The organism is Brachybacterium rhamnosum, assembly GCF_039526185.1.
GTDB lineage: Bacteria > Actinomycetota > Actinomycetes > Actinomycetales > Dermabacteraceae > Brachybacterium > Brachybacterium rhamnosum.
The window spans coordinates 87,258-113,818 of the sequence record NZ_BAAAIS010000005.1 but is presented as its reverse complement, the minus strand read 5'-3'; the positions used below and the strand labels follow the sequence as shown (position 1 = coordinate 113,818).

At 73.0% G+C, this 26,561-nt stretch carries 28 protein-coding genes; 17 read left to right on the top strand and 11 right to left on the bottom strand.

Features of this window, described 5'->3' with window-relative positions:
• The first annotated feature begins 207 nt into the window (after positions 1 to 207).
• Positions 208 to 378, top strand: a complete 171-nt coding sequence (locus ABD080_RS15815; protein WP_168198122.1) for a hypothetical protein — start codon at positions 208 to 210, stop codon at positions 376 to 378.
• 7 nt (positions 379 to 385) lie between these two features.
• On the opposite strand, the gene ABD080_RS15810 is transcribed toward ABD080_RS15815, so the two are convergent.
• Complete coding sequence (locus ABD080_RS15810; RefSeq protein ID WP_137771425.1) at positions 386 to 1,456, bottom strand: GNAT family N-acetyltransferase; 1,071 nt, start codon at positions 1,454 to 1,456, stop codon at positions 386 to 388.
• A gap of 120 nt (positions 1,457 to 1,576) precedes the next feature.
• Positions 1,577 to 3,328: an MDR family MFS transporter gene (locus ABD080_RS15805; protein WP_240811151.1), complete on the bottom strand. Its 1,752-nt coding sequence runs from the start codon at positions 3,326 to 3,328 to the stop codon at positions 1,577 to 1,579.
• Between the two features lie 171 nt (positions 3,329 to 3,499).
• On the opposite strand from ABD080_RS15805, the gene ABD080_RS15800 reads away from it, so the two are divergent.
• Positions 3,500 to 4,135, top strand: coding sequence for a TetR/AcrR family transcriptional regulator (locus tag ABD080_RS15800; RefSeq protein ID WP_240811150.1), 636 nt, complete (start codon positions 3,500 to 3,502; stop codon positions 4,133 to 4,135).
• Positions 4,136 to 4,146: 11 nt separating this feature from the next.
• On the opposite strand, the gene ABD080_RS15795 is transcribed toward ABD080_RS15800, so the two are convergent.
• Positions 4,147 to 5,154, bottom strand: a complete 1,008-nt coding sequence (locus ABD080_RS15795; protein ID WP_137771423.1) for an acyltransferase domain-containing protein — start codon at positions 5,152 to 5,154, stop codon at positions 4,147 to 4,149.
• Positions 5,155 to 5,246: 92 nt separating this feature from the next.
• On the opposite strand from ABD080_RS15795, the gene ABD080_RS15790 reads away from it, so the two are divergent.
• The gene (locus ABD080_RS15790) at positions 5,247 to 6,842 is read left to right on the top strand and encodes a helicase HerA-like domain-containing protein (protein WP_137771422.1); all 1,596 of its coding nucleotides are present in this window, start codon (positions 5,247 to 5,249) and stop codon (positions 6,840 to 6,842) included.
• A gap of 202 nt (positions 6,843 to 7,044) precedes the next feature.
• Here ABD080_RS15790 and ABD080_RS15785 read toward each other — a convergent pair whose 3' ends face one another.
• The 4 genes from ABD080_RS15785 to ABD080_RS15770 form a co-directional block, all read right to left on the bottom strand.
• Positions 7,045 to 7,458 carry a hypothetical protein gene (locus tag ABD080_RS15785; RefSeq protein ID WP_137771421.1) on the bottom strand — a complete coding sequence of 138 codons (414 nt, stop codon included), beginning with the start codon at positions 7,456 to 7,458 and terminating at the stop codon, positions 7,045 to 7,047.
• 213 nt (positions 7,459 to 7,671) lie between these two features.
• The gene (locus ABD080_RS15780) at positions 7,672 to 8,418 is read right to left on the bottom strand and encodes a phosphoglyceromutase (protein ID WP_137771420.1); all 747 of its coding nucleotides are present in this window, start codon (positions 8,416 to 8,418) and stop codon (positions 7,672 to 7,674) included.
• 47 nt (positions 8,419 to 8,465) lie between these two features.
• A complete protein-coding gene (gene dtd, locus ABD080_RS15775; RefSeq protein ID WP_137771419.1) occupies positions 8,466 to 8,891 on the bottom strand; it encodes a D-aminoacyl-tRNA deacylase in 426 nt (141 codons plus the stop codon).
• Positions 8,892 to 8,898: 7 nt separating this feature from the next.
• Positions 8,899 to 10,410 carry a phosphotransferase gene (locus ABD080_RS15770; RefSeq protein ID WP_137771418.1) on the bottom strand — a complete coding sequence of 504 codons (1,512 nt, stop codon included), beginning with the start codon at positions 10,408 to 10,410 and terminating at the stop codon, positions 8,899 to 8,901.
• A gap of 57 nt (positions 10,411 to 10,467) precedes the next feature.
• Here ABD080_RS15770 and ABD080_RS15765 point away from each other — a divergent pair, with 57 nt between their 5' ends.
• The 7 genes from ABD080_RS15765 (at position 10,468) to purM (ending at position 16,584) form a co-directional block, all read left to right on the top strand.
• On the top strand, positions 10,468 to 10,893 hold the full coding sequence (locus ABD080_RS15765) for a DUF3151 domain-containing protein (RefSeq protein WP_137771417.1): 426 nt from the start codon (positions 10,468 to 10,470) through the stop codon (positions 10,891 to 10,893).
• A 120-nt stretch (positions 10,894 to 11,013) separates the two neighbouring features.
• Entirely contained in the window at positions 11,014 to 12,312 is a 1,299-nt protein-coding gene (locus ABD080_RS15760) for an adenylosuccinate synthase (RefSeq protein ID WP_137771416.1), read from the top strand.
• A 1-nt stretch (position 12,313) separates the two neighbouring features.
• A complete protein-coding gene (locus ABD080_RS15755) occupies positions 12,314 to 12,730 on the top strand; it encodes a sterol carrier family protein (protein ID WP_137771415.1) in 417 nt (138 codons plus the stop codon).
• Positions 12,727 to 13,524: a copper homeostasis protein CutC gene (locus ABD080_RS15750; protein WP_343906314.1), complete on the top strand. Its 798-nt coding sequence runs from the start codon at positions 12,727 to 12,729 to the stop codon at positions 13,522 to 13,524. The genes ABD080_RS15755 and ABD080_RS15750 overlap by 4 nt, the downstream gene beginning before the upstream one ends.
• On the top strand, positions 13,521 to 13,862 hold the full coding sequence (locus tag ABD080_RS15745) for a hypothetical protein (protein ID WP_343906312.1): 342 nt from the start codon (positions 13,521 to 13,523) through the stop codon (positions 13,860 to 13,862). The genes ABD080_RS15750 and ABD080_RS15745 overlap by 4 nt, the downstream gene beginning before the upstream one ends.
• A gap of 74 nt (positions 13,863 to 13,936) precedes the next feature.
• Positions 13,937 to 15,436 carry an amidophosphoribosyltransferase gene (purF, locus tag ABD080_RS15740; protein ID WP_343906310.1) on the top strand — a complete coding sequence of 500 codons (1,500 nt, stop codon included), beginning with the start codon at positions 13,937 to 13,939 and terminating at the stop codon, positions 15,434 to 15,436.
• Positions 15,433 to 16,584 (top strand): phosphoribosylformylglycinamidine cyclo-ligase, encoded by a 1,152-nt coding sequence (purM, locus tag ABD080_RS15735; RefSeq protein WP_343906308.1) that lies wholly within the window; start codon positions 15,433 to 15,435, stop codon positions 16,582 to 16,584. Before purF ends, purM begins: the two co-directional genes overlap by 4 nt.
• 100 nt (positions 16,585 to 16,684) lie before the next feature.
• On the opposite strand, the gene ABD080_RS15730 is transcribed toward purM, so the two are convergent.
• Positions 16,685 to 16,876: a DUF3073 domain-containing protein gene (locus ABD080_RS15730; protein WP_137771410.1), complete on the bottom strand. Its 192-nt coding sequence runs from the start codon at positions 16,874 to 16,876 to the stop codon at positions 16,685 to 16,687.
• A 422-nt stretch (positions 16,877 to 17,298) separates the two neighbouring features.
• On the opposite strand from ABD080_RS15730, the gene ABD080_RS15725 reads away from it, so the two are divergent.
• From ABD080_RS15725 to ABD080_RS15715, 3 genes are read left to right on the top strand one after another with little or no spacing between them, the layout of a single operon-like run.
• Positions 17,299 to 17,514, top strand: a complete 216-nt coding sequence (locus tag ABD080_RS15725; protein WP_137771409.1) for a BldC family transcriptional regulator — start codon at positions 17,299 to 17,301, stop codon at positions 17,512 to 17,514.
• On the top strand, positions 17,511 to 18,548 hold the full coding sequence (locus ABD080_RS15720) for an alpha/beta hydrolase (RefSeq protein WP_343906305.1): 1,038 nt from the start codon (positions 17,511 to 17,513) through the stop codon (positions 18,546 to 18,548). Before ABD080_RS15725 ends, ABD080_RS15720 begins: the two co-directional genes overlap by 4 nt.
• The gene (locus ABD080_RS15715) at positions 18,538 to 19,017 is read left to right on the top strand and encodes a hypothetical protein (RefSeq protein ID WP_137771407.1); all 480 of its coding nucleotides are present in this window, start codon (positions 18,538 to 18,540) and stop codon (positions 19,015 to 19,017) included. Before ABD080_RS15720 ends, ABD080_RS15715 begins: the two co-directional genes overlap by 11 nt.
• Positions 19,018 to 19,037: 20 nt before the next feature.
• On the opposite strand, the gene ABD080_RS15710 is transcribed toward ABD080_RS15715, so the two are convergent.
• Positions 19,038 to 20,204, bottom strand: a complete 1,167-nt coding sequence (locus ABD080_RS15710) for a flippase-like domain-containing protein (protein WP_137771406.1) — start codon at positions 20,202 to 20,204, stop codon at positions 19,038 to 19,040.
• 60 nt (positions 20,205 to 20,264) lie between these two features.
• Between ABD080_RS15710 and ABD080_RS15705 the strand changes: the two genes are divergently transcribed.
• Together ABD080_RS15705 and ABD080_RS15700 are read left to right on the top strand one after the other, a co-directional pair.
• Positions 20,265 to 20,600: a hypothetical protein gene (locus tag ABD080_RS15705; protein ID WP_137771779.1), complete on the top strand. Its 336-nt coding sequence runs from the start codon at positions 20,265 to 20,267 to the stop codon at positions 20,598 to 20,600.
• A 74-nt stretch (positions 20,601 to 20,674) separates the two neighbouring features.
• Positions 20,675 to 23,404 carry a UvrD-helicase domain-containing protein gene (locus ABD080_RS15700; RefSeq protein WP_343906302.1) on the top strand — a complete coding sequence of 910 codons (2,730 nt, stop codon included), beginning with the start codon at positions 20,675 to 20,677 and terminating at the stop codon, positions 23,402 to 23,404.
• Positions 23,405 to 23,485: 81 nt separating this feature from the next.
• Here ABD080_RS15700 and ABD080_RS15695 read toward each other — a convergent pair whose 3' ends face one another.
• Positions 23,486 to 23,878 (bottom strand): hypothetical protein, encoded by a 393-nt coding sequence (locus ABD080_RS15695; protein WP_137771404.1) that lies wholly within the window; start codon positions 23,876 to 23,878, stop codon positions 23,486 to 23,488.
• A gap of 32 nt (positions 23,879 to 23,910) precedes the next feature.
• Entirely contained in the window at positions 23,911 to 24,174 is a 264-nt protein-coding gene (locus ABD080_RS15690; RefSeq protein WP_137771403.1) for a hypothetical protein, read from the bottom strand.
• 189 nt (positions 24,175 to 24,363) lie between these two features.
• Here ABD080_RS15690 and sucC point away from each other — a divergent pair, with 189 nt between their 5' ends.
• Complete coding sequence (gene sucC / locus ABD080_RS15685) at positions 24,364 to 25,530, top strand: ADP-forming succinate--CoA ligase subunit beta (protein WP_343906299.1); 1,167 nt, start codon at positions 24,364 to 24,366, stop codon at positions 25,528 to 25,530.
• A 9-nt stretch (positions 25,531 to 25,539) separates the two neighbouring features.
• Positions 25,540 to 26,430, top strand: a complete 891-nt coding sequence (gene sucD / locus ABD080_RS15680) for a succinate--CoA ligase subunit alpha (RefSeq protein ID WP_343906297.1) — start codon at positions 25,540 to 25,542, stop codon at positions 26,428 to 26,430.
• Positions 26,431 to 26,561 lie beyond the last annotated feature (131 nt).

Sequence of the window (26,561 nt, the reverse complement as noted above, 5' to 3'; positions counted from 1 at the left end):
CCCGCCCCCCCGCAATGGTCCGATTCCGTTCCAGATCCGCCGGCAATCCGGAACGAAATCGGACCTCTTTGCATTCGGGCGCCTCGTCGACCGCGACCCGGTCGCGCAGTTCGGCGACCTGTTCGCGATCGCGCAGCGCCACGGATGCGGGATCGACCTCCAGCTGCATGCCGGCGGTGAGCTCAGCTCTGCTCTTTCGACGACGCGATGATCAAGGACCGCACGCGTCACAGCGGGCTCACGGGGCGGCGGGACGTGGCGCACGGCTCCGCGCTCGGCCGTCTGCCCGCGGCGCGGCGGGAGGAGCTGCTCGCGCAGTTCGCGGAGCACCGCGACCGGGGCCGGGCGGTCGTGGAGGACGGCGCGCTGGCCGTCTGAGCCGCGCTCAGCCCTCCGGCGGCTCGAGCAGCCGGGAGGGGTGGGACGCGGCCCGCGCGTGCCAGGTCTGCGTGCGCTCGAAGGCCCGGAAGCCCATCGCCTCGTAGAGGCCGTTCGCCCCGGTGGGGGAGTCCGCGTCGACCTCGAGCTCGAGACGGGCGCGGCCGCGCTCGGCGGCGTCGCGGAAGGCGGCGTGCAGCAGCGCCTTGGCCACGCCCCGGCCGCGGGCGCTGCGGTGCACCCCGAGGTACTCGAGATAGGTGCCCTCGCCGAGGTCGCCGCGGGGCTCCTGGCGGGCGGCGACGAGACCGCCGGCGGGCAGCCATCGGCCCTCCCTTTCGACCTCGGCGATCCACCAGTGGTCCCAGTCCGCCTCGCGGGGGTCCTCGACCAGGCGCTGCACGAACTCGGCGAAGGACTCCCTGTAGGACCCCCAGTGGTCCGCGAAGGACTCCTCGAGCATGCGGTGCACGGTGGTGACGTCCTGGGCGACGGGCAGGCCCGAGGGGTGTCGGTGCACGCGCCGCACCCGTGTCCCCTCGCGAGGGGCGGGCAGGTCGGTCGCGTCGGTGGGGTCGACGGGGCGGCGCATGTGCAGCCAGGTGCGCACGTGCGTGAAGCCGGAGGCGGCCAGCAGCGCCGAGCGGTCCGTGTCCGTCTCGGTGACGGAGGCGTCCAGCCAGGTGGCCTCGACCCCGCGGTGGCGGGCGAAGGAGCCGCCCACCTCGCGGGCCCAGGCGAGCAGGGCCGCGGCGAGCTCCGCCCGGCGGGGCAGGTCGCGGGCGAGCGCCCACTGCAGGTCGGTGCGGCCGCTCGCGCGGTCGGCCAGGGCGATCCAGCCCACCGGCTCCGCCGTGTCGCCCGCTCCGTCGGGCACGACGACGACCTGCCGGCGGGAGAAGGAGCGCAGCCCCACGAGCCGCGAGCGCAGCGAGTCGGCGGTGACCTCGGCGTCGGGGGTGTGGGTGCGCTGGTCCGCGGTGACCAGGGCGTCGAGCGGTCCCACGTCCGCCTCGACGGGAAGGCGCGAGGTGAACCCCGCGGGCAGGTCGGGCGGGAAGTGGTCGCGCAGGAGCATCCGCCCATGGTGGCACGGCCGTGCCTCGGAGGCGCCCCGGGACGACCACGGCCCCCTGCCGCGAGGGCAGGGGGCCGTGGGGGAGCGGGGCGGACGCCGAGGTGCCGTCCGCGCCCGGGGTCAGCGCTCGGCGGGTCCGTCCGCCCGGTGCGAGTGCCGCTCCTCCGTGTCGACCACGCGGATCTCACCGGTCGTGGTGACCGAGCCGCTCGCGCCGATCGCCGCGAGGGCGCCGGTCGTGGTGTCGCGGAACTCGTGCGTCTCCTCGGCGGTCTCCGTCGAGTCCTGCTCGTGGAGCGTGTCGCGCAGCGGCATCTGCTTGATGAACAGCGAGAGCAGCAGCGCGGCGATCACGAAGGGCAGGGCGGTGAGGAACACGTCGTGCATGGCCTCGCCCATGCCGGTGCGGATCGGGTCCACGAGGAACGCGGGGAGCTTCGCGAGGGCCGACGGGTCCAGCACCGCGGCCTCGAGCTGGGAGGCGTCCAGCCCGCCCTGCTGCTGCAGGGCCGCCATCTGCTCGGCGGGGAGCTTCGCGAGCTGCTCGGGGATGGCGGTGGCCATCTGCGCGGTCATCACGGTGCCCAGCACCGCGGTGCCGATGGTCGAGCCGATGTTGCGGAAGAACTGGATCGCGGCGGTCGCGATGCCCAGCTCGCGCTGCGCGACGGCGTTCTGCACGACCAGCGTGTACACCTGCATGCACAGGCCGAGCCCCAGGCCGATCACGATCATCGCGAGGGTCAGGTGCCACTGCGAGTCGCCGTACTGCAGGTTCGCCAGCAGCAGGTAGCCGCCCACGAGCACGAGTCCGCCGAGGATCAGGAAGGGCTTGTAGCGGCCGGTGCGGGTGATGAGCAGGCCCACCACGATCGAGGTGACGATCATGGCGACGGAGAGCGGGATGAGGATCGCCCCGGAGTTCGTGGCGGAGACGCCCATGACGCCCTGCGCGTAGACCGGGATGTAGATGATCGCACCGAACATGGCGACGGCGATCGCGAAGGACGCGCCGACGGAGAGCGCCACGATCGGGCGGCCCAGCAGGTGCATGGGCAGCAGCGGCTCTGCCACGCGGGTCTCGATGATCACGAAGGCGGCGAGGAACAGCGCGGCCACGGCGTACATGCCGATGATCGTCGCGGAGCCCCAGTCGTAGGTGTTGCCGCCCCAGGTCGTCGCGAGCAGCGCGATGACCAGGCCCGGGGTGAGGGTGAGGATGCCGGGGAAGTCGACCTTGCCGTGCTGGCCGGAGACCGGCAGGTGCAGGAAGCGCAGGATGAAGCCGAAGGCGACCACGCCGAGCGGCAGGGTCAGGTAGAACAGCCAGCGCCAGCCGAAGTTGTCCGTGATCGTGCCGCCGATGAGCGGGCCGACCACGGAGGTCACGCCGAAGACGGCGCCCATGATGCCCTGGTACTTGCCGCGCTGGCGGGGCGGGATGATATCGCCGATGATCGTCTGGGACAGCGGCATCAGGGTGCCCATGCCCAGGCCCTGGACCGCGCGGGCGAAGACCAGGAACCAGAAGCCCTGGGAGAGGCCGGCGAGGATCGAGCCGATCATGAACACGGCGAGGCCGCCGAGGTAGAACCAGCGGCGACCGTAGAGGTCGGACAGCTTGCCGACGATCGGGACGGCCACGGCGGAGACCAGCATCGCGGCGGTCGCGATCCAGCTGTAGTGCTCGACGCCGCCGAGCTCGGCGACGATGCGCGGCATCGCGGGGCCGACGATGGTCTGGGAGAGGGAGGCCACGAACATGCCGAGCATGAGGCCGACGAAGACGAGCTTGCCCTGCCGGTCGAGGCCGGTGAAGGCGGTCTGGGGTTCGGCGCCGGAGCCCGGCGCCTGGGGGGTGGATGTGCTCACGGATACCTCGGAGTGATGGACGGTGGACGGATGGTGAGGGCGCGCGCGGACGCGCCCGGCGGTCGCAGCACGCCCTCGGGCCCGACCGGAACATGCTAGCCAACTGTTGCATTCACTGCACTATTGCACTGAGTGCAGTTTTTGTGAGATGGCGGACCTACGATGGACCCCGTGACCGACACCCGCACCCCGACCGACACCTCCACGGCCGCCCCCGCCTGCGAGGAGCTCGGGCTGCGCGAGCAGAAGAAGCGCCAGACCCGCCTGGCCATGCACCGCGCCGCCCTCGAGCTCGTCGCCGAGCACGGGCTCTCCGCGGTCACCGCGCAGATGATCGCCCAGCGCGCCGGCGTCTCGACCCGGACCTTCTTCAACCACTGGTCCACCAAGGAGTCCGCCATCCTCGGGGTCGTCGGGGACGAGGGGCCCCGCGCCGTCGCGTCGCTGCGCGAGAAGCTCGTGGTGATGACCGTCCGGCAGGCGCTGCACGCGGTCATGCGGGACGGCATCGCGAACGTGCCCGTCGACCCCGAGCTACGCGACCTCAAGAAGAGGGTCATGGCCAAGGAGCCGAGCCTGCAGAGCATGTCGACGGGGAACCTGCAGGCGATGCAGGCGGAGCTCGTCGATGTGCTCACCGAGTCCCTCGACGGCGAGCACGCGCGCGACCACGCCGAGATCATGGTGCAGGTGGGCTTCGCGCTCACGCGCAGCGCCTTCTCGATCGCCATGCGCCGCGGCATCGACCCCGTGCGCGCCTTCGACCAGGTCGTCGCCGTCTATCTCCGGGACGACATCGACCTCTGACCGCAGCGGCCTCAGCGCATCAGGCGCCCCGTGCCGCCCGTCCAGCCGCGGCCGTCGGCCAGCCGCTCCGCGACGCCCTGCTCGAGGCGGGTGCGGCGGGGGAGCGAGGCCGGGTCCACGGGCGGGCGCTGCCCGAACACGAAGAACAGTGCCGCGTCGTCCATGCGGGTGTGCTCGAGCATCTGCCAGAGCGCGGCGAAGCGCGCGAGGTTCGAGGTGGGTCCGGTGACCTCGGCGAGCTCCTCGCTCAGCAGCCAGGAGTCGCACGTGAACTCGTGGCCGAAGGCAGGCTCGTCCTCGGCGCGACCGGCGCCGAGATCGGCATAGTGCTCCGAGAAGTAGGCGGTGGCCGCCGCGAAGGAGGCCTCGACCTCCGCGGGGTCCAGCGGCCCGGTCGCGGGGATGTGCGTGCCGACCATCCAGCGGGAGGGCTCGTCCGGTGAGATCCGCTCGGCGCCGGTCGCGAGCCGCGCGACCCGCCGTTGCGAGAGGTCGAACTGGAGCCGGCCCAGGTGCACGAGGCGCCCCGCCCAGTTCCCGCTCACCCAGTTCAGCTGGTGCAGGCCCAGGCGGCCGGTGCCTTCGCGGTGCACCCGCATCTGCTGGCCGAGGTCCGCGAGCACGTGCCAAGACTGCTCGGGGCTCAGTCCGCGGGCGGCGTGCCAGGCCCGCACGGTCGAGGTCGAGACCAGCAGGGCGAGGATCGGCACGAGGCCCTCACCGGGGGCGAGGCGCTGCTGGAGCGCGTCGTGGCGGGGCTTCTCCGTCTCGAGGTCCACGGCGGGCACCTCGAGGCCCGCGCCGGCGCGCAGACGGTTCGCGAGGGCGGTGACCTCGGCGAGGATCTCCTCGTCGGCCGCGGCGGCATCGAGCAGCGCGGGGAGCTCCGCGGCGTCCTCACCCGTGATCCCGAGCTGGTCGAGGAGGGCGGAGCGCGAGGGGGCGGTGAGCATGACGCGCACGGCGGCGGCCTCGAGCTCGTCCTCGGCGTGCAGGGCGGTGGGCGCGGGCGACGTCATGGGGACACGCTAGTGGGTGACGGGCGCCACGGTGGTTACGATCACGGGGTCCCGTCCACCAGCGCCGTCCCCCGGCGACCAAGGAGCCCTCGATGACCGCCACGCCGCAGGATCCCTCCGCCCCTGCCACCCCGCCCGCCGCCGGCTCCGAGGAGGCGCAGAAGGTCCGCGACGCGTACGCCTTCGAGGGCGGCCGCATCCACCTCGGCGCGATGCTCGACGGCGAGGAGCCCGACCCCTCCGTCCCCGTGAACCTCTCCCTCGCCATGCTCAACCGCCACGGCCTCATCGCGGGCGCCACCGGCACCGGCAAGACCCGCACCCTGCAGATCATCGCGGAGCAGGCCGCGCACGCGGGCGCCGCCGTCTTCGTCGCAGACATGAAGGGCGACCTCTCCGGCATCGCCGTCCCCGGCACCGCCTCGGAGAAGCTCACCGCGCGCGCCGCCGCCCGCGGCCAGGAGTGGGTCTCCCGCGCCGCGCCCACGGAGTTCTACACCCTCGGCGGCGAGGGCGAGGGCGTGCCGATCCGCACCACGGTGAGCGACTTCGGCCCCGTGCTCATGGCGAAGGTGCTCGAGCTCAACGAGACCCAGGAGTCCTCGCTGGGTCTGATCTTCCACTACGCGGACTCCCAGGGCCTGGCCCTGCTGGACCTCAAGGACCTGCGCGCGCTCATCCAGTTCCTCACCTCGAAGGAGGGCAAGGGCGAGCTCCAGGGCATCGGCGGGATCTCCTCGGCGACCGCGGGCGTCATCCTGCGCAGCCTCACCGCCTTCGAGGCCTCCGGGGCCGACGTCTTCTTCGGCGAGCCGGCCTTCGACACCCAGCAGCTGCTGCGCACGAAGGACGGCGCCGGGATCATCTCCTGCCTCGAGCTGCCCGGCGTCGCGACCCGGCCCGCGCTCTTCTCGACCTTCATGATGTGGATGCTCGCGGAGCTCTACCAGGAGCTGCCCGAGGTGGGCGACCAGCCCGTCCCCAAGCTCGTGTTCTTCTTCGACGAGGCGCACCTGCTGTTCAAGGACGCCTCCAAGGCGTTCCTGGACCAGGTCGTGCAGACGGTCCGGCTGATCCGCTCGAAGGGCGTGGGGATCTTCTTCATCACCCAGACCCCCAAGGACATCCCCTCCGAGGTCCTCGCCCAGCTCGGCAACCGCGTCCAGCACGCCCTGCGCGCCTTCACCCCGGACGACGCGAAGGCCCTCAAGGCGACCGCTAAGACCTTCCCCACCTCGAGCCACGATCTCGAGGAGGTCATCCCGGCGCTCGGCACGGGCGCCGCGATCGTCACCGTCATGAGCGAGGACGGCGCCCCCACGCCCGTCGCGATCACCGCGGTGCGCGCGCCGGAGTCCTCGATGGAGCCCGCGGGTGCGGAGGTCATCAGCGGGATCGTCGCGGCCTCCCCGCTGCAGGCCGAGTACGGCACCCCGGTGGACCGCGAGTCCGCCTACGAGATCCTGCAGAAGCGCGCGGCCGGCGCCCCGGAGGCCGGTGCGGCCGACGGCGCACCCGCTCAACAGGGCCGGGCGGCGGAGCCCGACGCCGAGCCGGCCGCGAAGGCGAAGAAGAAGGAGGAGGGGATGCTCGACAACCCCGCCGTGAAGTCCTTCCTCCGCTCGGCGGGAACCGTCCTCGGCCGCGAGATCAGCCGCTCCCTGTTCGGCACCCGCAAGCGGCGCTGAGGCGCCGGGCGCCGCGCACGCCAGGGCCCCGGGGACACGGTCCCCGGGGCCCTCTACACTCCGGAACCGTCAGTCGCCCTCGTCGAGGGCTACGTAACCATCTGCCATGTCTCTGAACGCGAGGTTGTGCGCGGCAAGGGCCATGACCTGGTCCCTCCATGCACGGCGGAACGGGGCTCCGAAGTGAGCCAGCTCGGGGAGATCAGCGGCGGGGGAGACGTCTTTGCTGTCGATCGTCACCCCCGCGAGGTCCGAGGTGGATCGCCTCGAGTCCGTGCAGTCCGCTGATCGGGCTCAAGTCCTCGTAAGGGCCCCACTTGACGTCCAGGAACCGCAGGTTCGGCAATCCCGAGACGGCATCCAACAACCGCTGGGGGACGCGGGATGCGAGGAAGAGGTGGGTGATCGGCGCATCCCCCGCGGAGAGCAGCTCAATCCACCCGTCGAGTATGCGCCGTTTCTGGGTCGTCGTCCTCGCCTGCTCGTCGTCGAGCTGTGTCGCCTGGACGGCGACCCACGACTCGCCCGCGTAGGTCGCGGGGTCCCACAGCCCGGTGAAACGGTCCATGTGGCGCATCGGTGGGCTGAAGCCCTCAGGGACATCGGGGTAGAACATGGGCATCCTCCTGCAGGCGTCTGATGCCCCAATGATGCGCTGTCGGTCCTCGGACGAGATGCCACCGCGTCGTCCGTGGTGCGCCGGGGACCCGGCACGGTTCGACGCTGGCACGCCCCCGGTGACCCGGGGAAGGGGGAGAAGTCCCCATGGACAGCACGGCGCCCCCACCCTGCAGCAGGATGGGGGCGCCGTGGGCGCGGAGCGCTCAGCTCACTTCTTGCCCTGGTTGGCGACGGCCTCGGCGGCGGCCTTCGCGGCGACCGGGTCGAGGTAGCGGCCGCCCTTCTCCACGGGGGAGAAGGACTCGTCGAGCTCGTAGACCAGCGGCTGACCGGTCGGGATGTTCAGGCCGGAGATCTCGTCGTCGGAGATGCCGTCGAGGTACTTCACGAGCGCGCGCAGCGAGTTGCCGTGTGCCGCGATCAGCACGACCTTGCCGGAGACGAGGTCGGGCTTGATGCCCTCCTCCCAGTAGGGGAGGAAGCGCTCGACGACGTCCTTGAGGCACTCGGACTTCGGGAGCTGGTCGCCGAGGTCCGCGTACTGCGGGTCCTGGTCCTGCGAGAACTCGGAGCCGAACTCGATGGGCGGCGGCGGGGTGTCGTAGGAGCGGCGCCAGGCCATGAACTGCTCCTCGCCGTACTTCTCCCGGATCTCGGTCTTGTCCAGGCCCTGCAGGGCGCCGTAGTGGCGCTCGTTCAGGCGCCAGTCGCGGCGCACGGGGATCCAGTGGCGGTCCGCGGCGTCGAGCGCGAGGTTCGCGGTCATGATCGCGCGGCGCTGCAGGGAGGTGTGCACGACGTCCGGGAGGATGCCGGCCTCCTTGAGGAGCACGCCGCCGCCGGCGGCCTCCTCACGGCCCTTCTCGGTGAGGGCCACGTCGACCCAGCCGGTGAACAGGTTCTTCGCGTTCCATTCGCTCTCGCCGTGGCGGAGCAGCACGAGTGTGTAGGTCATGCCCTCAGCGTACTGGGCGCGCCCGGGCAGCCGCCGGGCCTCTCATCTCAGGCCTCGACGAGCACCGTGAAGGGGCCGTCGTTCAGGAGGCCCACGCGCATCTGCGCGCCGAACACGCCGGTCGCGACGGTGATCCCGCGGCCGCGCAGGTCCGTGACGACGGCGTCGACGAGCGGCTCCGCGACCGGTCCCGGGGCGGCGGCGCTCCACGAGGGCCGGCGGCCCTTGCGCGTCTCGCCGTAGAGCGTGAACTGGGAGACCACGAGGACCTCCGCCCCGGCGTCGGCCACGGAGCGCTCGCCGTCGAGGATCCGCAGCTCCGCGATCTTGCGCGCGATCGTCGCCGCCTGCTCGGGGCCGTCCTCGTGGGTGACGCCGACGAGGGCGAGCAGACCCTCGCCCGCGATCGCGCCGACGACCTCGCCGTCGACCTCCACGCTCGCGCCGTCCACGCGCTGCAGCACCGCTCGCACCGTCGCCTCAGCCCGGGAGGTTCGTGGGCAGGCGGCGCTCCTGCGTGGGGGCGTCGTCCTCCGCCGCGGCGGCCGCGTCGAGGGGAGCCTGCGGCGCGGTCGCGACGCCGGGCGCCGAGGGGACCGAGCGTGGCGGGGACGTCATCGGGGCGCCCGCGGGGGGAACGGGGTGCGGTGCCGGGGCCGCCGCAGGGACGGGACCCGGGGCCGACGGCGTGGGCACGACGGGCAGGCGCTGCGACTCCGCCGCCCGCGCCCGCTCGACCCAGCGCTCGGCGACCCGCACGATGGCCTCCGTCGCCGCCTCCCAGGACGCCTCCTGCTGGCGGTGCGGGCCGGTCGCGAGGGAGAGCACCACGCCCGCGGAGCGCAGCGCGAGCTCGGTGGGGTCCACCCGTTGGGCGAAGGTGACCTGCCAGGTCGTGATCGCCTCCTCGACTCGCTGCTGCATCGCCCGGTCGATCCGGCCGGCGTTGCCGTAGTCCGCGAGCACGCTCAGGTGCGCGAGCAGGCACGCGAGGTCGTCGGAGCGGCGGCCCGGACCCACGGTGTCGATGTCCAGCAGGCCCACCACGCGGCCGTCCTGCACGAACACCTGCGCCTCGTAGAAGTCGCCGTGGACGACGTCGTGCGGGCGCACGTCCATCCGCCGCTCGAGCGCCGCGAGGCCCTCGCGGATCGCGCGCACGAGCCCGTCCAGGCGCGGCCCGAGGGCGGGGACGGAGGAGGCGACGATGCCGGCGTAGAACTCGACGGAGTCCGTCCACGGCGGGCGCAGCGGCAGCGGGTACAGCGAGGCGGGGAGACGGTCCAGCAGGGCGACCAGGTCGTCCGCGGAGCAGGCCTGCACCCCCTCGTCCACGACTGCTCGGGAGAGCGGGCGGCCCGGCAGCTCGCGGAGCACGACGAGGCCGTCGTGATGGGCGAGGACCTCCGGGACGGGCACGCCGGCGCCGAGCAGCCGCTGGTGGCGGTCCACGATCTCGCCGCTGCGGTGGGGCTGCATGACCTTGAGGAAGACGGCGACGCCGTCCTGGCTCGCGCGGAGCACCGCGCGCCGGCCGGGACGGTAGGAGACGACGTCGATCGCGATCGGCGCCTGCGGGTCCGGCCCGAGCGCGACGCCCAGGTCGCGGAGGGTGCGGCCGACGACGTCCGGGTAGCAGACCTGGGGGAGCATCGGCAGCCACGGGTCGTGCGGGTAGCGCCACACGCGCACGTTGATGTCGCCGTCGGTCATGACGAGGGTCTGCTCGGCGACGTAGAGGTCCTTCTCCCGCTCGCCGATGTGGGCGCTCGCCCCGAACAGCTCCTCGCGGGCGGGGGCGTCCGGCCCGTCGAGCTCCGGCCAGGAGACCATCGTGCGGTACAGGGCCTTGGTGCTCCGGCCGGGACGGTGGTCGACGTGGTCGAGCTGCCAGCTGTGCAGCACCCCACCGGAGTTGCCGACGGCGGAGCGGAGGAGGCCTCCGGCGCCCGTGCCGGTGAGCAGCTCCGAGCCGTCCTGCGTGCGTGCCATGGATCGTTTCTACCAAGCGTCGGGGGATCGTGAGGCGGGCTCGCCTACGATGCGTGCATGGCTGATCGTACCGATACCCCGCGCTCCGCGAACCTCCTGGGGATCCCGGAGACCCTCCTCCCCGACGACTTCGTCGACGTCGAGGTGGCCGAGCTGCTCGTCGACGGGGACCCCCGGGAGATCGCGAGCACCCACCTGGATTCGCCCCTGGCCTGGGCGATCCTCGCGCAGGACGCCCTCGAGGACGGTGACGAGGTCGCCGCTTACGCCTATGCCCGCACCGGATACCACCGCGGTCTGGACGCATTGCGACGCAACGGCTGGCGCGGCCAGGGCCCGGTGCCCGCCTCGCACGCCCCCAACCGCGGCTTCCTGCGCGCGCTGGTCATGCTGGGGGAGACCTCCCGTCGGCTGGGCGACGAGGCCGAGCACGAGCGCGTGCAGGACTTCCTGCGCGAGGCGGATCCCACACTCCTGCCCTGAGCCCCGGGATCCCCTCGGGGACTCTGAGACCCCTGTCGCCGCGGCGGCGGCTCCCGGCCCGGTCACGGGTGGCGCTTGGTACGATCCTCGCGTCCTTCCACCGTCCTCCGAGGAGTCGCCATGCCCGCCGTCGTGATCGTCGGAGCCCAGTGGGGCGACGAGGGCAAGGGAAAGGCCACCGACCTCCTCGGTGAGCGCGTCGACTTCGTCGTCAAGCCCAACGGCGGCAACAACGCCGGGCACACGGTCGTCGTCCACGGCGAGAAGTTCGAGCTCAAGCTCCTCCCCGCCGGCATCCTCTCCCCGCGGGTGACCCCGGTCATCGGCAACGGCGTGGTCGTGAACCTCGAGGCGCTCTTCGAGGAGATCGCGACGCTCGAGTCCCGCGGCGTGGACACCAGCCGCCTGCGGATCAGCGCGAACGCGCACGTCGTCGCCCCGTACCACCAGACCCTCGACAAGGTCACCGAGCGCTTCCTCGGCAAGCGCGCGATCGGCACCACCGGCCGCGGCATCGGCCCCGCCTACATGGACAAGATCGGTCGCCTCGGCATCCGCGTCCAGGACCTGCTGGACGCGTCGATCCTGCGCCAGAAGGTCGAGGGCGCTCTGCGCCAGAAGAACGAGCTGCTGGTCAAGCTCTACAACCGCCGCTCCGTCGACGTCGACGAGATCACCGACGGCCTGCTCGCCTACGCCGACCGGCTGCGCCCGATGATCGTGGACACCACCGAGCTGCTGAACTCGGCGCTGGACCGCGACGAGGTCGTCCTCATGGAGGGCGGCCAGGCGACCTACCTCGACGTGGACCACGGCACCTACCCGTTCGTCACGAGCTCGAACCCCACCGCGGGCGGCGCGTGCACCGGCACGGGCATCGGCCCCACCCGGATCGACCGCGTGATCGGCATCGTCAAGGCGTACACGACGCGCGTGGGCGCCGGCCCGTTCCCGACCGAGCTCGAGGACAAGTGGGGCGAGTACCTCCAGCGCGTGGGCCACGAGGTCGGCGTGAACACCGGTCGTCCCCGGCGCTGCGGCTGGTACGACGCGCTCATGATCCGCCACGCGGTGCGCATCAACGGCTTCACCGACATCGTGCTCACGAAGCTCGACGTCCTCACCGGCATCGAGGAGGTGCCGATCTGCACCGCCTACGACGTGGACGGCGTGCTCCACCACGACATGCCGATGACGCAGACGGACTTCCACCACGCGAAGCCGGTGTTCGAGACCCTCCCCGGCTGGACCGAGGACCTCTCGCTCGCCCGCAGCTTCGAGGAGCTGCCCGAGAACGCGCAGAACTACGTGCGCCGCCTCGAGGAGCTCGCCGGCTGCCGGATCAGCGCGATCGGCGTGGGCCCGGACCGCGAGGACACGATCGTCGTGCACGAGCTGCTCCCGGCGGCGACCCGCTGACGTGGTGACCCGCCGCACCGATCCGCAGGAGGGACGGGACGCGCTCGCCGCCTGGGCCCTCGACCCCGAGGGCGCCCGGCGGCCCGTGCTCGCCCCGGCCGTGCGGCACACCCTCGAGCTGTTCGCCGAGGAGTTCCCCGGCGGCGCCGTCGAGCTGCGGGTCCCGCCCTACGCCGCGGTCCAGGCGGTCCCCGGGACCCGGCACACGCGCGGCACCCCGCCGGCCGTCGTCGAGACCGACGCCGCGACCTGGCTCGCCCTCGTGACCGGCGGCCTCACCTGGGCCGAGGCCCGCGACACCGGCCGCCTGACGGCCTCGGGGGAGCGCAGCGACCTCTCCGAGCTGCTGCCGCTGCCCGGACCCCGTCGCACCGTCCGCACGGCGCTGGCCGCGGGCGCCGCGGAGGACCCCTCATGAGCGTCGCCGTCGAGATCGCCGTCCAGGACCTCGTGGGCCTCGAGATCGCCGCCCTCGCGGGCGCCGACCGGGTCGAGCTTTGCGTGGGCCTCGAGCGCGGCGGCATCACCCCGCCCGCCGAGCTGGTCGCCGAGGCCGCGGAGCGCGCCGCGGCGCTGGTCTCCGTGCGCGACGCCCGGCCGCAGTTCGACGTCCACGTGCTCCTGCGCACCCGCGCGAGCACGGGCGACTTCCTCGGCCGGCCGGAGGAGTTCGTGCACGACGCCGAGGAGATCGCCCTGCTCGCAGCCCAGGCCGCTGAGGTCGTCGAGGCGGGCGCCGCCGGCGTGGTCCTCGGCGCGCTCACCCCCGCCGGCGAGCTCGACGTCCCCGCGCTCACCACGATCCGCGACGCGGCCCTGGGCGCCGCGCAGTCCGCGATGCGCGGGCTCACCCTCACGGAGCACCGCGCCGTGGACGCCCTGCCCGATCTCCCCGCCCGCGAGGAGGCCGTGCGCACGCTGCTCGGCCTCGGATTCCACCGGGTGCTGAGCTCCGGCGGCGCCGCACGCGCCCTCGACGGCGCCGCCGACCTCGCCGGCATGGTCCGCGCCGGCGAGGAGCTCATCGACATCTGCGCCGGAGCCGGCATCCGCCCGGCGGACATCGCCGAGCTCGTGCGCACCACGGGCGTCGCCGACGTCCATCTCTCCGCCCGCCGCCGCCCCGGCTCCGCCGTCGAGGCGGACGCCCCCGACACCCCCACCGACCCGGCGATCGTCGCCGCCGCGGTCGACGCCGCAGGAGCACTGTGAACGACACGTCCCACCCCGCCAGCCCCTCCACCCCCGCGACCGCCCCGGTGGCACCCGCCGCCGAGGACGCCCCGACGGAGTCCGAGCTCGCGGGCGCCACCACGCTCTACAAGCGCACGGGCCGCGTGCCCACGCTCGGGTTCTGGATCGTGATCGCCTTCCTCGCCCCCGTGCTCGTCGCCCTGATCGTCTCCCCGTTCCTGCAGCTCGGCGGTCTCGCCGGCGCCGTGACCCTCGCGCTGGACGCCGCCCTCTTCGTGGGTGTGCCGCTCGCGGCGATCGTCTGCCTCGTCGAGATGCTCGTGCTCCGCGCACGGTCCCGCCGCGCCGGTCGCTGACCAGCGGTTCCGTCGCCCGAGCGGGCGCGCGGACGACCGTCGCCGGGGATCTGCCGCTGTGGCAGAATGGCCGGGTGGCACGCGGCGACGGAACCCTCTCCCACGACCTCCTCCCCGGCGAGAAGGGCCCCCAGGACGCCTGCGGCGTCTTCGGAGTCTTCGCCCCGGGGGAAGAGGTCTCCAAGCTCACCTATTACGGGCTCTACGCCCTGCAGCACCGCGGGCAGGAGTCCGCTGGCATCGCGACCTCCGACGGCTCGCAGATCCTCGTCTACAAGGACATGGGACTCGTCTCCCAGGTCTTCGACGAGACCAGCCTCGAGGCGCTGCAGGGGCACATCGCGATCGGGCACACCCGCTATTCGACGACGGGCGGCTCGATCTGGTCCAACGCCCAGCCCACGCTGGGCCCGCGGCCGGACGGCACGGTCGCGCTCGCCCACAACGGCAACCTCGTGAACACCGAGGAGCTCCTCGCGCTCGTCGAGGAGCGTCACGGCGGGCAGTCCCGCGGCGAGATCGCCCGCGGCAACACGACGGACACCGCCCTGGTGACGGCCCTGCTGAACACCGAGGGATCGCTCGAGGACTCCCTCGCCGAGATCATGCCCCGCCTGCACGGCGCCTACTGCTTCACGCTCATGGACGAGCGCACCCTCTACGCCGCGCGCGACCCCCAGGGGATCCGCCCGCTCGTGCTGGGCCGTCTCGAGCGCGGCTGGGTGGTCGCCTCGGAGACCGCCGCCCTGGACATCTGCGGCGCGAGCTTCGTGCGGGAGGTCGCCCCGGGCGAGATGCTCGTCATCGACGAGCAGGGCCTGCGCAGCCGCCAGGTCATCGAGCCGAAGCCCAAGGGCTGCGTCTTCGAGTACGTCTACCTCGCCCGCCCGGACACCCGCATCGCCGGCCGCAGCGTCAACGAGTCGCGCGCCGAGATGGGCCGCCGCCTCGCCCGCGAGCACCCCGTCGAGGCGGATCTCGTGATCCCCACCCCGGAGTCCGGCACGCCCGCCGCGATCGGCTACGCGCAGGAGTCCGGCATCGCCTACGGCCAGGGCATGGTGAAGAACGCCTACGTGGGCCGCACCTTCATCCAGCCCAGCCAGACGATCCGCCAGCTCGGCATCCGCCTCAAGCTCAACCCGCTGCGCGAGGTCATCGCGGGCAAGCGCCTCGTCGTCATCGACGACTCGATCGTGCGCGGCAACACGCAGCGCGCGGTCGTGCGGATGCTGCGGGAGGCCGGGGCCGCGGAGGTGCACGTGCGCATCTCCTCCCCGCCGGTGCGCTGGCCCTGCTTCTACGGCATCGACTTCGCCTCGCGTGCGGAGCTGATCGCCAACGGGCTGGACACCGAGGAGATCGCGCGCTCGATCGGTGCGGACTCCCTCGGCTACATCTCCGAGGAGGGCATGATCGCGGCGACGGAGCAGGGCCGCGGCGCCCTGTGCACGGCCTGCTTCTCCGGCGAGTACCCCGTGTCCCTCCCGGATCCGGTCGCCCGCGCGCAGGGGATCCCCGCGTCGGCGAACTCCGCACCTCTCGAGCACCGCACCGTCAAGGAGCCCGCATGACCACGAGCGAGTCCGCCTCGCCCTCCGGCCTGACCTACGCCGCCTCCGGCGTCGACACCGCGGCGGGGGACCGTGCGGTGGACCTCATGAAGGAGGCGGTGGCCGCGACCCACGGCCCCGAGGTGATGGGCGGGATCGGCGCCTTCGCCGGCCTCGTCGACGTGAGCGCCCTCAAGGACTTCCGCCGACCGCTGCTCGCGTCCTCGACCGACGGCGTCGGCACGAAGATCGCGATCGCCCGCGCCCTGGACGTGCACGACACGATCGGCCAGGACCTCGTGGGCATGGTCGTCGACGACATCGTCGTGGTCGGCGCCCGCCCGATCGCGATGACCGACTACATCGCCACCGGCAAGGTCGTCCCCGAGCGGATCGCCGACATCGTCCGCGGCATCGCGGAGGGCTGCCGGCTCGCCGGCTGCGCGCTCGTGGGCGGCGAGACCGCCGAGCACCCGGGCCTCATGGCCGCCGACGACTACGACGTGGCCGGAGCGGCCGTCGGCGTCGTCGAGGCGGATGCGCTGCTCGGCCCCGAGCGCGTGCGCGCCGGTGACGTCGTGCTCGGCATGGACGCCTCCGGACTGCACTCCAATGGCTTCTCCCTCGTGCGCGCCGTGCTCGACGGCGCCGGCATCCCGCTGGAGGGGCACGTCGAGGCGCTCGGCCGCACGGTGGGGGAGGAGCTCCTGGAGCCCACCCGCATCTACGCGGCGGACGTCCTCGCCCTGCTCGAGGACGCGCGCACGACGGGCGCGGTCCATGCCCTGAGCCATGTCACCGGCGGCGGGCTCGCCGCGAACCTCGCCCGTGTGGTGCCCGAGGGCATCGGGGTGCGGATCGACCGCGCCTCCTGGACGCCGCTGCCCGTCTTCGGGGAGATCGCCCGCTGGGGTGCGGTGCCGCAGCTCGATCTCGAGGGGACCCTCAACATGGGGATCGGCATGATCGCCGTCCTCGAGGCGGAGCGCGCCGAGGCCGCGATCGCGGTGCTCGCCGAGCGCGGGCTGGGGGCGCGGGTGATCGGCGAGGTCCTCGATCCCGCGGAGCTGCCCGCCGCGTCCTCCCCGATCGAGCACGTCGTGACGGGGGCGAAGGGCGTCGAGGGCGGCGAGGTGCTCATGGCCGGCCAGCACCCGGGCTGGGCCTGAGCGGGCCGGGACCGCTCACCAGGACCATGACGGACAGACGGAGGGCCGCCCCGATGGGGCGGCCCTCCGTCGCACGGATCCGGTGCGTGACCGGGGAACGTCAGCGGCGACGTGCGGACGGAGCGTCCTCGTCGGCCCAGTCGTCGCTGTCCTCGTTCCCGTCGCTCTCGCCGACCTCTCCTCGCTGGCTCTGCAGCTCGCGCTGGAGCGCGGTGAGGTCGGTGGGCGGGCTGTAGTACTTGAGGTCCCGTGCCACCTTGGTCTGCTTGGCTTTCTGTCGGCCGCGACCCATGGATCTGACCCCCTGTGCGTCGGCTGGCGGGCGCTCTGACGGGCCCGGGAGATGGCAATGTATCGGAGTCCAAGAATACATGCCTGCACCGCCCCGCGCCCACCGCGCCCGAGGAGACGTGAGCGACTCCCTCGACATGGGGGCCGTCGGGGCCCCCGACGAGGCGGGGGCCGAGGCCATCGGCGCGCGCCGCGCGGGGAGAGGTCGTGCATATGTGGACACCTGTCGCGGGACACGGCACCGTGATCGTTTTACGATACTGTGGATAGACGTGCACGATGCAGGCCGCATCGGTGTGCGATGGGTCCGCGCCGCCTCTTCAGATGAACGGCCCCGATCGTGGGCGTCTACGCTGGTCCCCGGCGCGTCGGATTCCCCGCCCCGCAGCCGCTCTTCCCGCCCTGTCGAAAGGCCCACCTCCGATGAACGGATCCTCGGACGCTCCCACGAACGGTGACGAGCAGACGCAGCTGCTCACGCCGGCCGAGGTGGCCCAGATGTTCCATGTCGACCCGAAGACCGTGACCCGCTGGGCGCAGGCCGGGAAGCTGTCCTACATGCGCACCCTCGGCGGCCACCGCCGCTACCATCGCCACGAGGTCATCGAGCTGCTCAAGGAGAGCTCCGGGGACGCATGATCCGCGACCCCGTCTTCGGGGCCGGATACACGGCGCGGCGGATCGATCTCGGCGAGGACGCCGAGGGGCCGCTGATCGCCACCCTCGTCCATCGCGAGCAGGAGGACGCACCGCAGGAGCGACGACGCCCCCCGGTGCTCGCGCTGCACGGGTGGTCCGACTACGTGCTGGACCGGGACCTGCTCGACCACCTCGGCGCGTCCGGTCACGACGTCTGGGGGCTGGACCTGCGCAAGCACGGCCGCAGCCTGCTGCCGGGCCAGACGCCCACCGCGATCGACCACCTCTCCCGGTACGACCGTGAGCTCGATGCCGCGCTCCGGATCATCGGGACGCCTCCCGTCCTGCTCGCGCATTCCACGGGCGGGCTCGTCGCCGCGCTGTACGCGCAGCGCCGACCGGGCGCCGTCGCCGCGCTCGCGCTGAACTCCCCGTGGCTCGAGATGCACCTGGGTCGGGCCGCACGGGCCCTGCTCGAGGCGCCGATCGCGGCCCTCGCGGCGCGGAGGGGCGACCTGCCCGTGCTCCCGCCGGGGCCGTCGCACTACGTGCGCACCGTGCACCGCGACTACGGCGGCGAGTACCACTACGACCTCGAGCTCAAGCCGCCCGGCGGCCACCGCTTCCCGACCTCCACGCTCGCCGCGGTGCTCGACGGCCAGCACCGCCTCGCCGCGGCCGGTCCGCTCACCGTGCCGGTGCTCGTCCTGCACTCCGAGCGCAGCCGGCTCGGGTTCCGCTTCCAGGAGTCGATGCGGCGCGCGGACGTGGTGCTCGACGTCCGCGCGATCGCCTCCGCCGGGAGGCGGCTCGGGCCGTCCGTGCGGGTCGTCGCGCTCCCCGGCGCCCGCCACGACGTGTTCCTCTCGGAGGAGTCCGTGCGGACAGCCGCGATCGACGTGCTCGACGGGTGGCTCGAGGAGCTTCCCGCGCCGCCGGACGGCCCTACGATGGGCAGGCAGCAGTCCCCGGGCGGCACGGCCGGGGGCCCGAGGACGGCGAGCAGCGGGGGTGCACCGAGCGATGGACTCTGACCTGCGACATCACGCCTCCGCCCTGCGCCGCGGCGCGGACCGCCTGACCCTGCTGCGGCTGCGCGTCTCCCACGGGCTCGGCGCCCTCGCCGGATCCGGGCCGGAGCCGGAGCCGTCCGGGGCCGACGGCCCTGCCGCGGGGGAGGACCTCCTGGAGCAGTGGTCGGAGGGCGCCTATCCCGCGCTGGGCCGGGCCGCCGCGATGCTGCGCGGACGCGCCGGGGAGCTCGAGCGGCACGCCGAGCGGATCGAGCGCCGCAGCGGTCGCCGGCTCGGCGGCTACGCGGGCGCCGGGTTCCTGGGGCGCGGCGAGGAGGCCGGGCACCACGTGCGGGCCGTCGCGCGCTTCGTGGGGGCGGAGCAGGGTGCCGGGATCGGCGGGTTCCCGCTGCCCGGAGGGGCGGCCCCCGCCCCGTTGCACGTCTCCGACGACCTCGGTCAGTCCACGCCGGACGATCTCGAGGACTGAGCCGTCGCCTGAGGCGACCCTCAGGCGGAGACGCTGCGCCGCCGGGGCAGGAGCGCCGCGGCGACCGCGCCGATCACGATCGGCACGAGGGTCGTCGTCACCATGAGCAGCAGCATCGCGGAGGCCGCGGCGGCGGCCGGGACGCCGATCGCGACGAGCAGCGCCGCCCCGGCGGTCTCCGCGATCCCCGTGCCGCCGGGGGTGAGCGGGACGAGGGCGAGCAGCCGCCCCAGCGCGTAGACGACGAGCACGAGCAGCAGCGGGAGCACGACGTCCACCGCCCGCAGCGCCAGCCAGAGCGAGAGCAGCTGCACGGCGCGGGCGAGCAGGGTGGGGACCAGCAGGCCTGCGGGGCGACGCCGGAGCAGGGTGACCAGCCGGTCCCGCTGCTCGAGCACGGTGCCGAGGAAGACGGCCCGGCGGGACTCGTCCTGCTCCGCCGGGGCGAGGGCGGCGTCGGCCTCCTTCCGTGCGGGATCGCGCAGGTCCGGGAGATCCGTGAGGCGACCCGCCTGCTCCAGGAGGGTGCTCAGAACCCCGCGGCGCAGCGCGAGGGTCAGCAGGCCCAGGCACAGCAGCGCGACGAGGACGGTCGCGATCGCCGCGCCGATCCCCCCGGGCAGGTCCACGGACGCCGCACCGGTCGACGAGACGACCGCGTAGCTCCCGAGCCCGAGGACGGGGATCAGCATGGAGCCGATCACGAGCTCGACGAGGGAGGCGGCGATCACGCCCACGAGGATCGTGAGCAGGGTGCTGCCGCGCCGGCGGAGCACGAGACCCAGCAGGAAGGTCCCGATGATCCCGCCGCCGGGCACGGCCACGGAGACCGCGGTCGCGGCGGAATGCCCCTGCAGCGCCGCGGGATAGCGCGAGCCGGTGACGGCGACCTGCACGGTGCGGGCCTCGAGCGCGAGCGCGAGCACCCCGGCGAGCACCGCGGCGGGCAGCGCCCAGGCGGGCAGGGCGCCCAGCGCGCCGCCGATCTCGGTCCACGTGGTACCGGTCAGGCGGGGCAGCGCCCACCCCAGCAGCGCTCCCACGAGGAGCAGAGAGGCGAGGGCCGCGAGGATCCGACCCCGGCCCAGGTGCGGAGCCTGCGCGGCGAGCTGCTCGTCGGTCAGCCAGGCCGGATCCGCCGACTCGTGCGAGGGCGGGGGAGCGGCGTCGCGGCGGGGCTCGGGCATCTGCCGATTCTCGCACGTGACCTGGGGGAGCGGCGGGCACCGGGGACGTACCCTGGAGGCATGTCCTTCCTGATCTCCCTGTTCGTCGTCCTGCACATGATCTGCTGGGCCATGGCCCTTGGCACCTGGGTCGCGGCCGCCCGCACGAAGGAGCCGAACCCCGGCATGGCGCACGCCGCCGCGGGCGCGCTCGTGTTCGGCCTCGTGCTGATGATCCTGGTGTCCGTCGGCGGTGACGCGAACCAGGCCAAGCTCGGCGTGAAGTTCCTCCTCGCGCTGGTCGCGACCGCCTTCGCCTTCGTCGCGAAGAACCGCCGCGCCGAGACGCCCGGCGTCGTGTGGTTCGGCATCCCCGTCGCGATCATCGCGAACATCGTCATCGCCGTCTTCGTCTGAGCCGCGGAGACCTCGTCCACACCGGGCCCCGTCGGCGCTGCGCCGTCGGGGCCCGCGCCTATCCTGGGTGGGCCATGAGCTCACTCTTCGACGACCTCTCCCTCCCCGACTCCTTCCGCACCCTCGAAGGGGTGCGTGCGGATCCGGCCGCCCCCGCGCGCCGGGACGATCCCGAGGCGGACGTCCCGCCGGAGGAGGCGCCCGTCGAGGACGCCCCGCCGGAGGAGGACGGCCCCGAGGAGGAGGATCCCTTCGCGGGGGACGCCCCGTGGACCCCGGCCCCGCCCGCGCTGCAGCAGGCCGTCGCCCGCGTGCCCGCGCCGCGCCGCCAGGTCGACCCCGCCGCCCTCGCCGTGCTCGTCGAGGACCTCAACGGGCCCCAGCGCGAGGCCGTCGAGCACCGCGGCGGGCCGCTGCTGATCGTCGCCGGCGCCGGCTCCGGCAAGACCCGGGTCCTCACCCGGCGCATCGCCCACCTGCTCCGCTCCGGCGAGGCGCTGCCCGGCGAGATCCTGGCGATCACCTTCACGAACAAGGCCGCCGCGGAGATGCGCGAACGCGTCGCGGAGCTCGTGGGCCCCGCGTCGGCCGGTATGTGGGTCTCCACCTTCCACAGCGCCTGCGTGCGGATCCTGCGCCGCGACGCGCAGGCGGCGGGCCTGAAGAGCTCCTTCACGATCTACGACAGCGCGGACTCCCTGCGGCTGATCACCACGATCTCCAAGGACCTCGAGCTGGACACGAAGAAGAACGCGCCGCGCGCGATCGCGGCGCGGATCTCCGCGCTCAAGAACGAGCTCGTGGACCCGATCGACTTCGCGGACCAGGCGGAGACCGCGAAGAACCCCTTCGAGAAGACCCTCGCGCGCATCTACACGAACTACACCGAGCGCCTCCGCCAGGCGAACGCGGTGGACTTCGACGACCTGATCGGCCTCACGGTGCAGATGCTGCGGGAGAACCCGGCGATCCGCGAGGGCTACCGGCGCCGCTTCCGCCACCTCATGGTGGACGAGTACCAGGACACGAACCCCGCCCAGTACGCGCTCGTCCAGGAGCTCGTGGGGGAGGACCCGCGGGCGGACCTCACCGTCGTCGGCGACTCCGACCAGTCCATCTACGCGTTCCGCGGTGCGACGATCCGCAACATCGTCGAGTTCGAGCAGGACTTCCCCTCCGCGCGCACGATCGTGCTGGAGCAGAACTACCGCTCGACGCAGAACATCCTCTCCGCGGCGAACACGCTCATCGCGGGCAACGAGGGGCGGCGCCGCAAGAACCTGTGGACCGACCACGGCTCCGGGGAGAAGATCACCCTCTACGTCGCTGACGACGAGGCCTCCGAGGCGCGCTACATCGGCCGGCAGATCGACGCCCTCGTCGACGCCGGGCGCCGCGCGGGCGACGTCGCGATCTTCTACCGCGCCAACGCCCAGTCGCGCGCGCTCGAGGACCAGCTGATCCGCGTGGGCCTGCCGTACAAGGTCGTGGGCGGGACGCGCTTCTACGAGCGCCGGGAGATCAAGGACGCCCTCGCCTACCTGCAGGTCCTCGCGAACCCCGAGGACGAGGTCAACCTGCGCCGCATCCTCAACGTGCCCAAGCGCGGCATCGGGGACCGGGCGGAGGCCGCGGTCGCCATGCTCGCCGAGCGGGAGCGGATCGGGTTCGGCGAGGCGCTGCGCCGCGCCGAGGAGTCGCCGGGCATCGCCACGCGCTCCCTGAACGCCGTGCGCCTGTTCGTCGTCATGCTCGACGAGCTGCGGGAGCTGAGCGAGCAGGGCGTGACGCCCGCGGAGCTGCTCGAGGCGATCCTCACGAAGTCCGGCTACTACGCGGAGCTCCAGGGCAGCGACGACCCGCAGGACGAGTCGCGTCTCGAGAACCTCGCGGAGCTCATCAGCGTCGCCGCCGAGTTCGAAGCGCAGCAGGAGGCCATGGCCGCCGCCGCGAGCGAGGCGGAGGACGAGGAGCTCGACGGGGTCGGGGCGGCCACGGCCGGCGGGGCCACCGCCGGAGGGGCCGACGCGGCGTCGGCCGCCGAGGGCGCGGGAGACGGCGCGGCGGGCACGCGCCTGCCGAGCGTCGAGGATCCCGACGCGACGCTGCTGGACGCCTTCCTCGAGAAGGTCGCCCTCGTGGCGGATGCGGACCAGGTCCCCGGGGGTGAGGACCAGTTCGTCACCCTCATGACCCTCCACACCGCGAAGGGTCTCGAGTTCCCGGTCGTGTTCCTCACCGGCATGGAGGACGGCACCTTCCCGCACCAGCGCACCCTCTCTGATCCCACGGAGCTCGAGGAGGAGCGGCGGCTCGCGTACGTGGGCATCACCCGTGCCCGCGAGAAGCTCTACCTCACGCGCGCCCAGATGCGCGCGACCTGGGGCGCCCCGCAGTTCATGCCCGCCAGCCGCTTCCTCGACGAGGTCCCCGACGAGGTGCTCGACGTCGCGCGCGCCGGCTCCTCGCTGAGCGGCGTGGGCTACGGCGGCCGGGGCGGCTCCGGCGGGTACGGGAGCTCGGGCGGATCCGGTGGTCGCGGGCCCTCCTTCTCCGGCGGGATCGGCGGCGGCCGCAGCGACGTCAGGCGCACGAGCAGCTTCGGCTCGGGCCGCACGCCCACCCCGACCGCGTCGCTCCCGCAGCTCGCAGTGGGGGACCGGGTCACCCATGACTCCTTCGGCATGGGCACGGTCTCCGAGGTCGCCGGCCAGGGGGAGAAGACCCAGGTCGAGGTGCAGTTCAAGGCGCCGCACGGCACCAAGCGGCTGCTGCTGCGCTACGCCCCGCTCACGAAGCTCTGAGCCCCGGTGCGGCCGCGGCGAGGTCGCCGGTCCACAGCTCGAGGTGGTGCAGCGCGCCGCGGGCGCCGGGGGAGGGGACCGTCACCGGTCGCGGGGATCCGCGGCGCGCTCCCGCTGCCGGCGGACGTTCGCGTAGAGGCTGCTCGCGAAGGCGATGAGCACGATGATCAGCACCGCGACGATCACGGCCGTGAACGGGATGGGCAGCCCCGCCGCGTAGAGCACGCCCCAGATCGCGAGCAGCGAGCCGCCGATCAGCAGCGCGTCGCGGAAGGCGCGGGCGATCTTCCCGCCCAGGCCCTCCGACTTCGCCCGGTCGCCCGCGCGCTGCGCGGTGCGGCCGGCGACGGTGGCATACGCGTTCGCGCTGCGCCGGGCCCTCTCCGCGGAGTCCTGCACAGCGCGCTTCGCCCCGGGCGCCTGCTTCTTGGCCGTGTTCTGCGCGGCCTTCACATAGGTCTTCCAGTCGGCCATCGCGTCTCCTCGTGCTCCGTCCTCGCCGCGGCTCAGCGGCGGTCGTCCTCGCGCCAGCGGATGTCCCCGCCGCCCTGCGCCGGCGGGTTCCGCCGCGCGGTGCGGGCGCGGTGCTCCGACCAGTAGGACAGGCCGACGTTCAGCGCGAGGGTGATGAGCACGCTGAAGAAGAAGCCGGAGACCGTGGAGCGGACACCGAGCAGGCGCAGCAGGATGAACAGCACGAGGATCGCGACCACGCTGAAACCGAGGTGCTCGCGGATGCGCTGGGTGAGGCTGCGGGAGGAGCGGCTCATCGCGCCATCGTAGTCGTGGACCCTGGGACCTGCGTCACGGGCCCCGCGGCCGCTGTGACGGCGGGCACGCTGCCGCGGAGGCGTCCGGGAACCCCTGGTGGAGCGGCTACGCTGGCACCGATCACAGGGGCGGCCCCGAGGCCGAAGGCGGCCGGTCGCCCGCTGCCGACTGGGAAGGAAACTCACCCCGTGGACCTGTTCGAATACCAGGCCCGCGACATCTTCGAGAAGCACGGGGTTCCCGTGCTCGGAGGAGTCGTCGCGGAAGATCCCGCCGCCGCCCGAGCAGCCGCAGAGCAGCTCGGCACCCCCGTCGTCGTCGTCAAGGCCCAGGTCAAGACCGGCGGTCGTGGCAAGGCGGGCGGCGTGAAGGTCGCGAAGTCCCCCGAGGAGGCGGAGCAGAAGGCCTCCGAGATCCTCGGCATGGACATCAAGGGCCACACCGTGCACCGCGTCATGGTCGCCGCCGGTGCCGACATCGCCGAGGAGTACTACTTCTCGCTGCTGCTGGACCGCGCGAACCGCAACTACCTCGCCATGTGCTCCGTCGAGGGCGGCATGGAGATCGAGCAGCTCGCCGTCGAGCGGCCCGAGGCCCTCGCCCGCGTCGCCGTGGACCCGAACGTGGGCATCGACGAGGCCAAGGCGAAGGAGATCGTCGAGGCCGCGAGGTTCGACGCCGAGACCGGCGCGAAGGTCGCCCCCGTGCTGCAGAAGCTCTGGGACGTCTACCGCGAGGAGGACGCGACCCTCGTCGAGGTGAACCCGCTCGTGAAGACTGGCGCCGGCGACATCGTCGCGCTCGACGGCAAGGTCACCCTCGATGAGAACGCCGAGTTCCGCCACGAGGACCACACCGCCCTCGTGGACACCAAGTCCGAGGACCCGCTCGAGGCGAAGGCCAAGGCCCTCGACCTCAACTACGTGAAGCTCGACGGCGAGGTCGGCATCATCGGCAACGGCGCCGGCCTGGTCATGTCGACCCTCGACGTGGTCGCCTATGCCGGTGAGGCGCACGGCGTGAAGCCCGCGAACTTCCTCGACATCGGCGGCGGCGCCTCCGCGGAGGTCATGGCCAACGGCCTCGACGTCATCCTCGGCGACGAGCAGGTCTCCGCCGTGTTCGTCAACGTCTTCGGCGGCATCACCGCCTGCGACGCGGTCGCCAACGGCATCGTGGGCGCGCTGCAGAAGCTCGGCGACGCCGCCACCAAGCCGCTCGTGGTGCGCCTCGACGGCAACAACGTGGAGGAGGGGCGGAAGATCCTCGCGGACTTCGCCCACCCCCTCGTCACCCAGGCCGACACCATGGACGGCGGCGCGGCCGAGGTCGCCGAGCTCGCCGCCGGAAAGTGAGGGACCGCCATGTCGATCTTCCTCGATGAGAACAGCAAGGTCATCGTCCAGGGCATGACGGGCTCGGAGGGCATGAAGCACTCCCAGCGCATGCTCGATTCGGGCACCCGGATCGTGGGCGGCGTGAACCCGCGCAAGGCCGGCCAGTCCGTCGCCTTCGAGGGCGGATACGAGGTGCCGGTCTTCGGCTCCGTCGCCGAGGCCATGGAGGCCACCGGCGCGAACGTCTCGGTCGTCTTCGTGCCGCCGAAGTTCGCCAAGGACGCGGCGCTCGAGGCCATCGACGCGGCGATCCCGCTGCTCGTGGTCATCACCGAGGGCATCCCGGTGAAGGACTCCGCGGAGTTCTTCAACTACGCGCAGGGCAAGGGCACCACCCGCATCATCGGCCCGAACTGCCCGGGCCTCATCAGCCCCGGGAAGTCCAACGCCGGCATCACCCCCGCGAACATCACGGGCGCCGGCAAGCTGGGCCTGGTCTCCAAGTCCGGCACGCTGACCTACCAGATGATGTACGAGCTCGCGGACATCGGCTTCACGACCGCGATCGGCATCGGCGGGGACCCGGTCATCGGGACCACGCACATCGATGCGCTCGAGGCCTTCGAGAACGATCCTGACACCGTGGGCGTCGTGATGATCGGCGAGATTGGCGGCGACGCCGAGGAGCGCGCCGCCGCGTACATCAAGGACAACATGTCCAAGCCGGTGGTCGGCTACGTCGCGGGCTTCACCGCCCCCGAGGGCAAGACCATGGGCCACGCCGGCGCGATCGTCTCCGGCTCCGCCGGCACCGCGCAGGCGAAGAAGGAGGCCCTCGAGGCCGCCGGCGTGAAGGTGGGCAAGACCCCCACCGAGACCGCCGAACTCATGCGCGAGATCGTCAAGGGTCTCGCCTGAGCGACGCCGCACCGCACCGGCGCCGCCGGTGAGCGCGCCCCGGAGCCCCACGGCTCCGGGGCGCGCCCGCGTCGGGGCGGGGCGGGGCGTCTGCCCGGACGACTAGGCTGGGGTGATCTGCCGGCCGACCA

What these genes read in the sequence shown, in the direction of transcription:
- ABD080_RS15765 (WP_137771417.1), top strand. Translation starts at nt 10,468, where the DNA reads ATGGCTGATCGTACCGATACCCCGCGCTCCGCGAACCTCCTGGGGATC.
- ABD080_RS15815 (WP_168198122.1), top strand. Translation starts at nt 208, where the DNA reads ATGATCAAGGACCGCACGCGTCACAGCGGGCTCACGGGGCGGCGGGAC.
- ABD080_RS15770 (WP_137771418.1), bottom strand. Translation starts at nt 10,410, where the DNA reads ATGGCACGCACGCAGGACGGCTCGGAGCTGCTCACCGGCACGGGCGCC.
- ABD080_RS15780 (WP_137771420.1), bottom strand. Translation starts at nt 8,418, where the DNA reads ATGACCTACACACTCGTGCTGCTCCGCCACGGCGAGAGCGAATGGAAC.
- ABD080_RS15760 (WP_137771416.1), top strand. Translation starts at nt 11,014, where the DNA reads ATGCCCGCCGTCGTGATCGTCGGAGCCCAGTGGGGCGACGAGGGCAAG.
- ABD080_RS15730 (WP_137771410.1), bottom strand. Translation starts at nt 16,876, where the DNA reads ATGGGTCGCGGCCGACAGAAAGCCAAGCAGACCAAGGTGGCACGGGAC.
- ABD080_RS15705 (WP_137771779.1), top strand. Translation starts at nt 20,265, where the DNA reads ATGTCCTTCCTGATCTCCCTGTTCGTCGTCCTGCACATGATCTGCTGG.
- ABD080_RS15785 (WP_137771421.1), bottom strand. Translation starts at nt 7,458, where the DNA reads ATGTTCTACCCCGATGTCCCTGAGGGCTTCAGCCCACCGATGCGCCAC.
- ABD080_RS15750 (WP_343906314.1), top strand. Translation starts at nt 12,727, where the DNA reads ATGAGCGTCGCCGTCGAGATCGCCGTCCAGGACCTCGTGGGCCTCGAG.
- ABD080_RS15715 (WP_137771407.1), top strand. Translation starts at nt 18,538, where the DNA reads ATGGACTCTGACCTGCGACATCACGCCTCCGCCCTGCGCCGCGGCGCG.
- ABD080_RS15725 (WP_137771409.1), top strand. Translation starts at nt 17,299, where the DNA reads ATGAACGGATCCTCGGACGCTCCCACGAACGGTGACGAGCAGACGCAG.
- ABD080_RS15795 (WP_137771423.1), bottom strand. Translation starts at nt 5,154, where the DNA reads ATGACGTCGCCCGCGCCCACCGCCCTGCACGCCGAGGACGAGCTCGAG.
- ABD080_RS15700 (WP_343906302.1), top strand. Translation starts at nt 20,675, where the DNA reads ATGAGCTCACTCTTCGACGACCTCTCCCTCCCCGACTCCTTCCGCACC.
- sucD (WP_343906297.1), top strand. Translation starts at nt 25,540, where the DNA reads ATGTCGATCTTCCTCGATGAGAACAGCAAGGTCATCGTCCAGGGCATG.
- ABD080_RS15695 (WP_137771404.1), bottom strand. Translation starts at nt 23,878, where the DNA reads ATGGCCGACTGGAAGACCTATGTGAAGGCCGCGCAGAACACGGCCAAG.
- ABD080_RS15810 (WP_137771425.1), bottom strand. Translation starts at nt 1,456, where the DNA reads ATGCTCCTGCGCGACCACTTCCCGCCCGACCTGCCCGCGGGGTTCACC.
- ABD080_RS15720 (WP_343906305.1), top strand. Translation starts at nt 17,511, where the DNA reads ATGATCCGCGACCCCGTCTTCGGGGCCGGATACACGGCGCGGCGGATC.
- ABD080_RS15690 (WP_137771403.1), bottom strand. Translation starts at nt 24,174, where the DNA reads ATGAGCCGCTCCTCCCGCAGCCTCACCCAGCGCATCCGCGAGCACCTC.
- ABD080_RS15710 (WP_137771406.1), bottom strand. Translation starts at nt 20,204, where the DNA reads ATGCCCGAGCCCCGCCGCGACGCCGCTCCCCCGCCCTCGCACGAGTCG.
- purM (WP_343906308.1), top strand. Translation starts at nt 15,433, where the DNA reads ATGACCACGAGCGAGTCCGCCTCGCCCTCCGGCCTGACCTACGCCGCC.
- ABD080_RS15790 (WP_137771422.1), top strand. Translation starts at nt 5,247, where the DNA reads ATGACCGCCACGCCGCAGGATCCCTCCGCCCCTGCCACCCCGCCCGCC.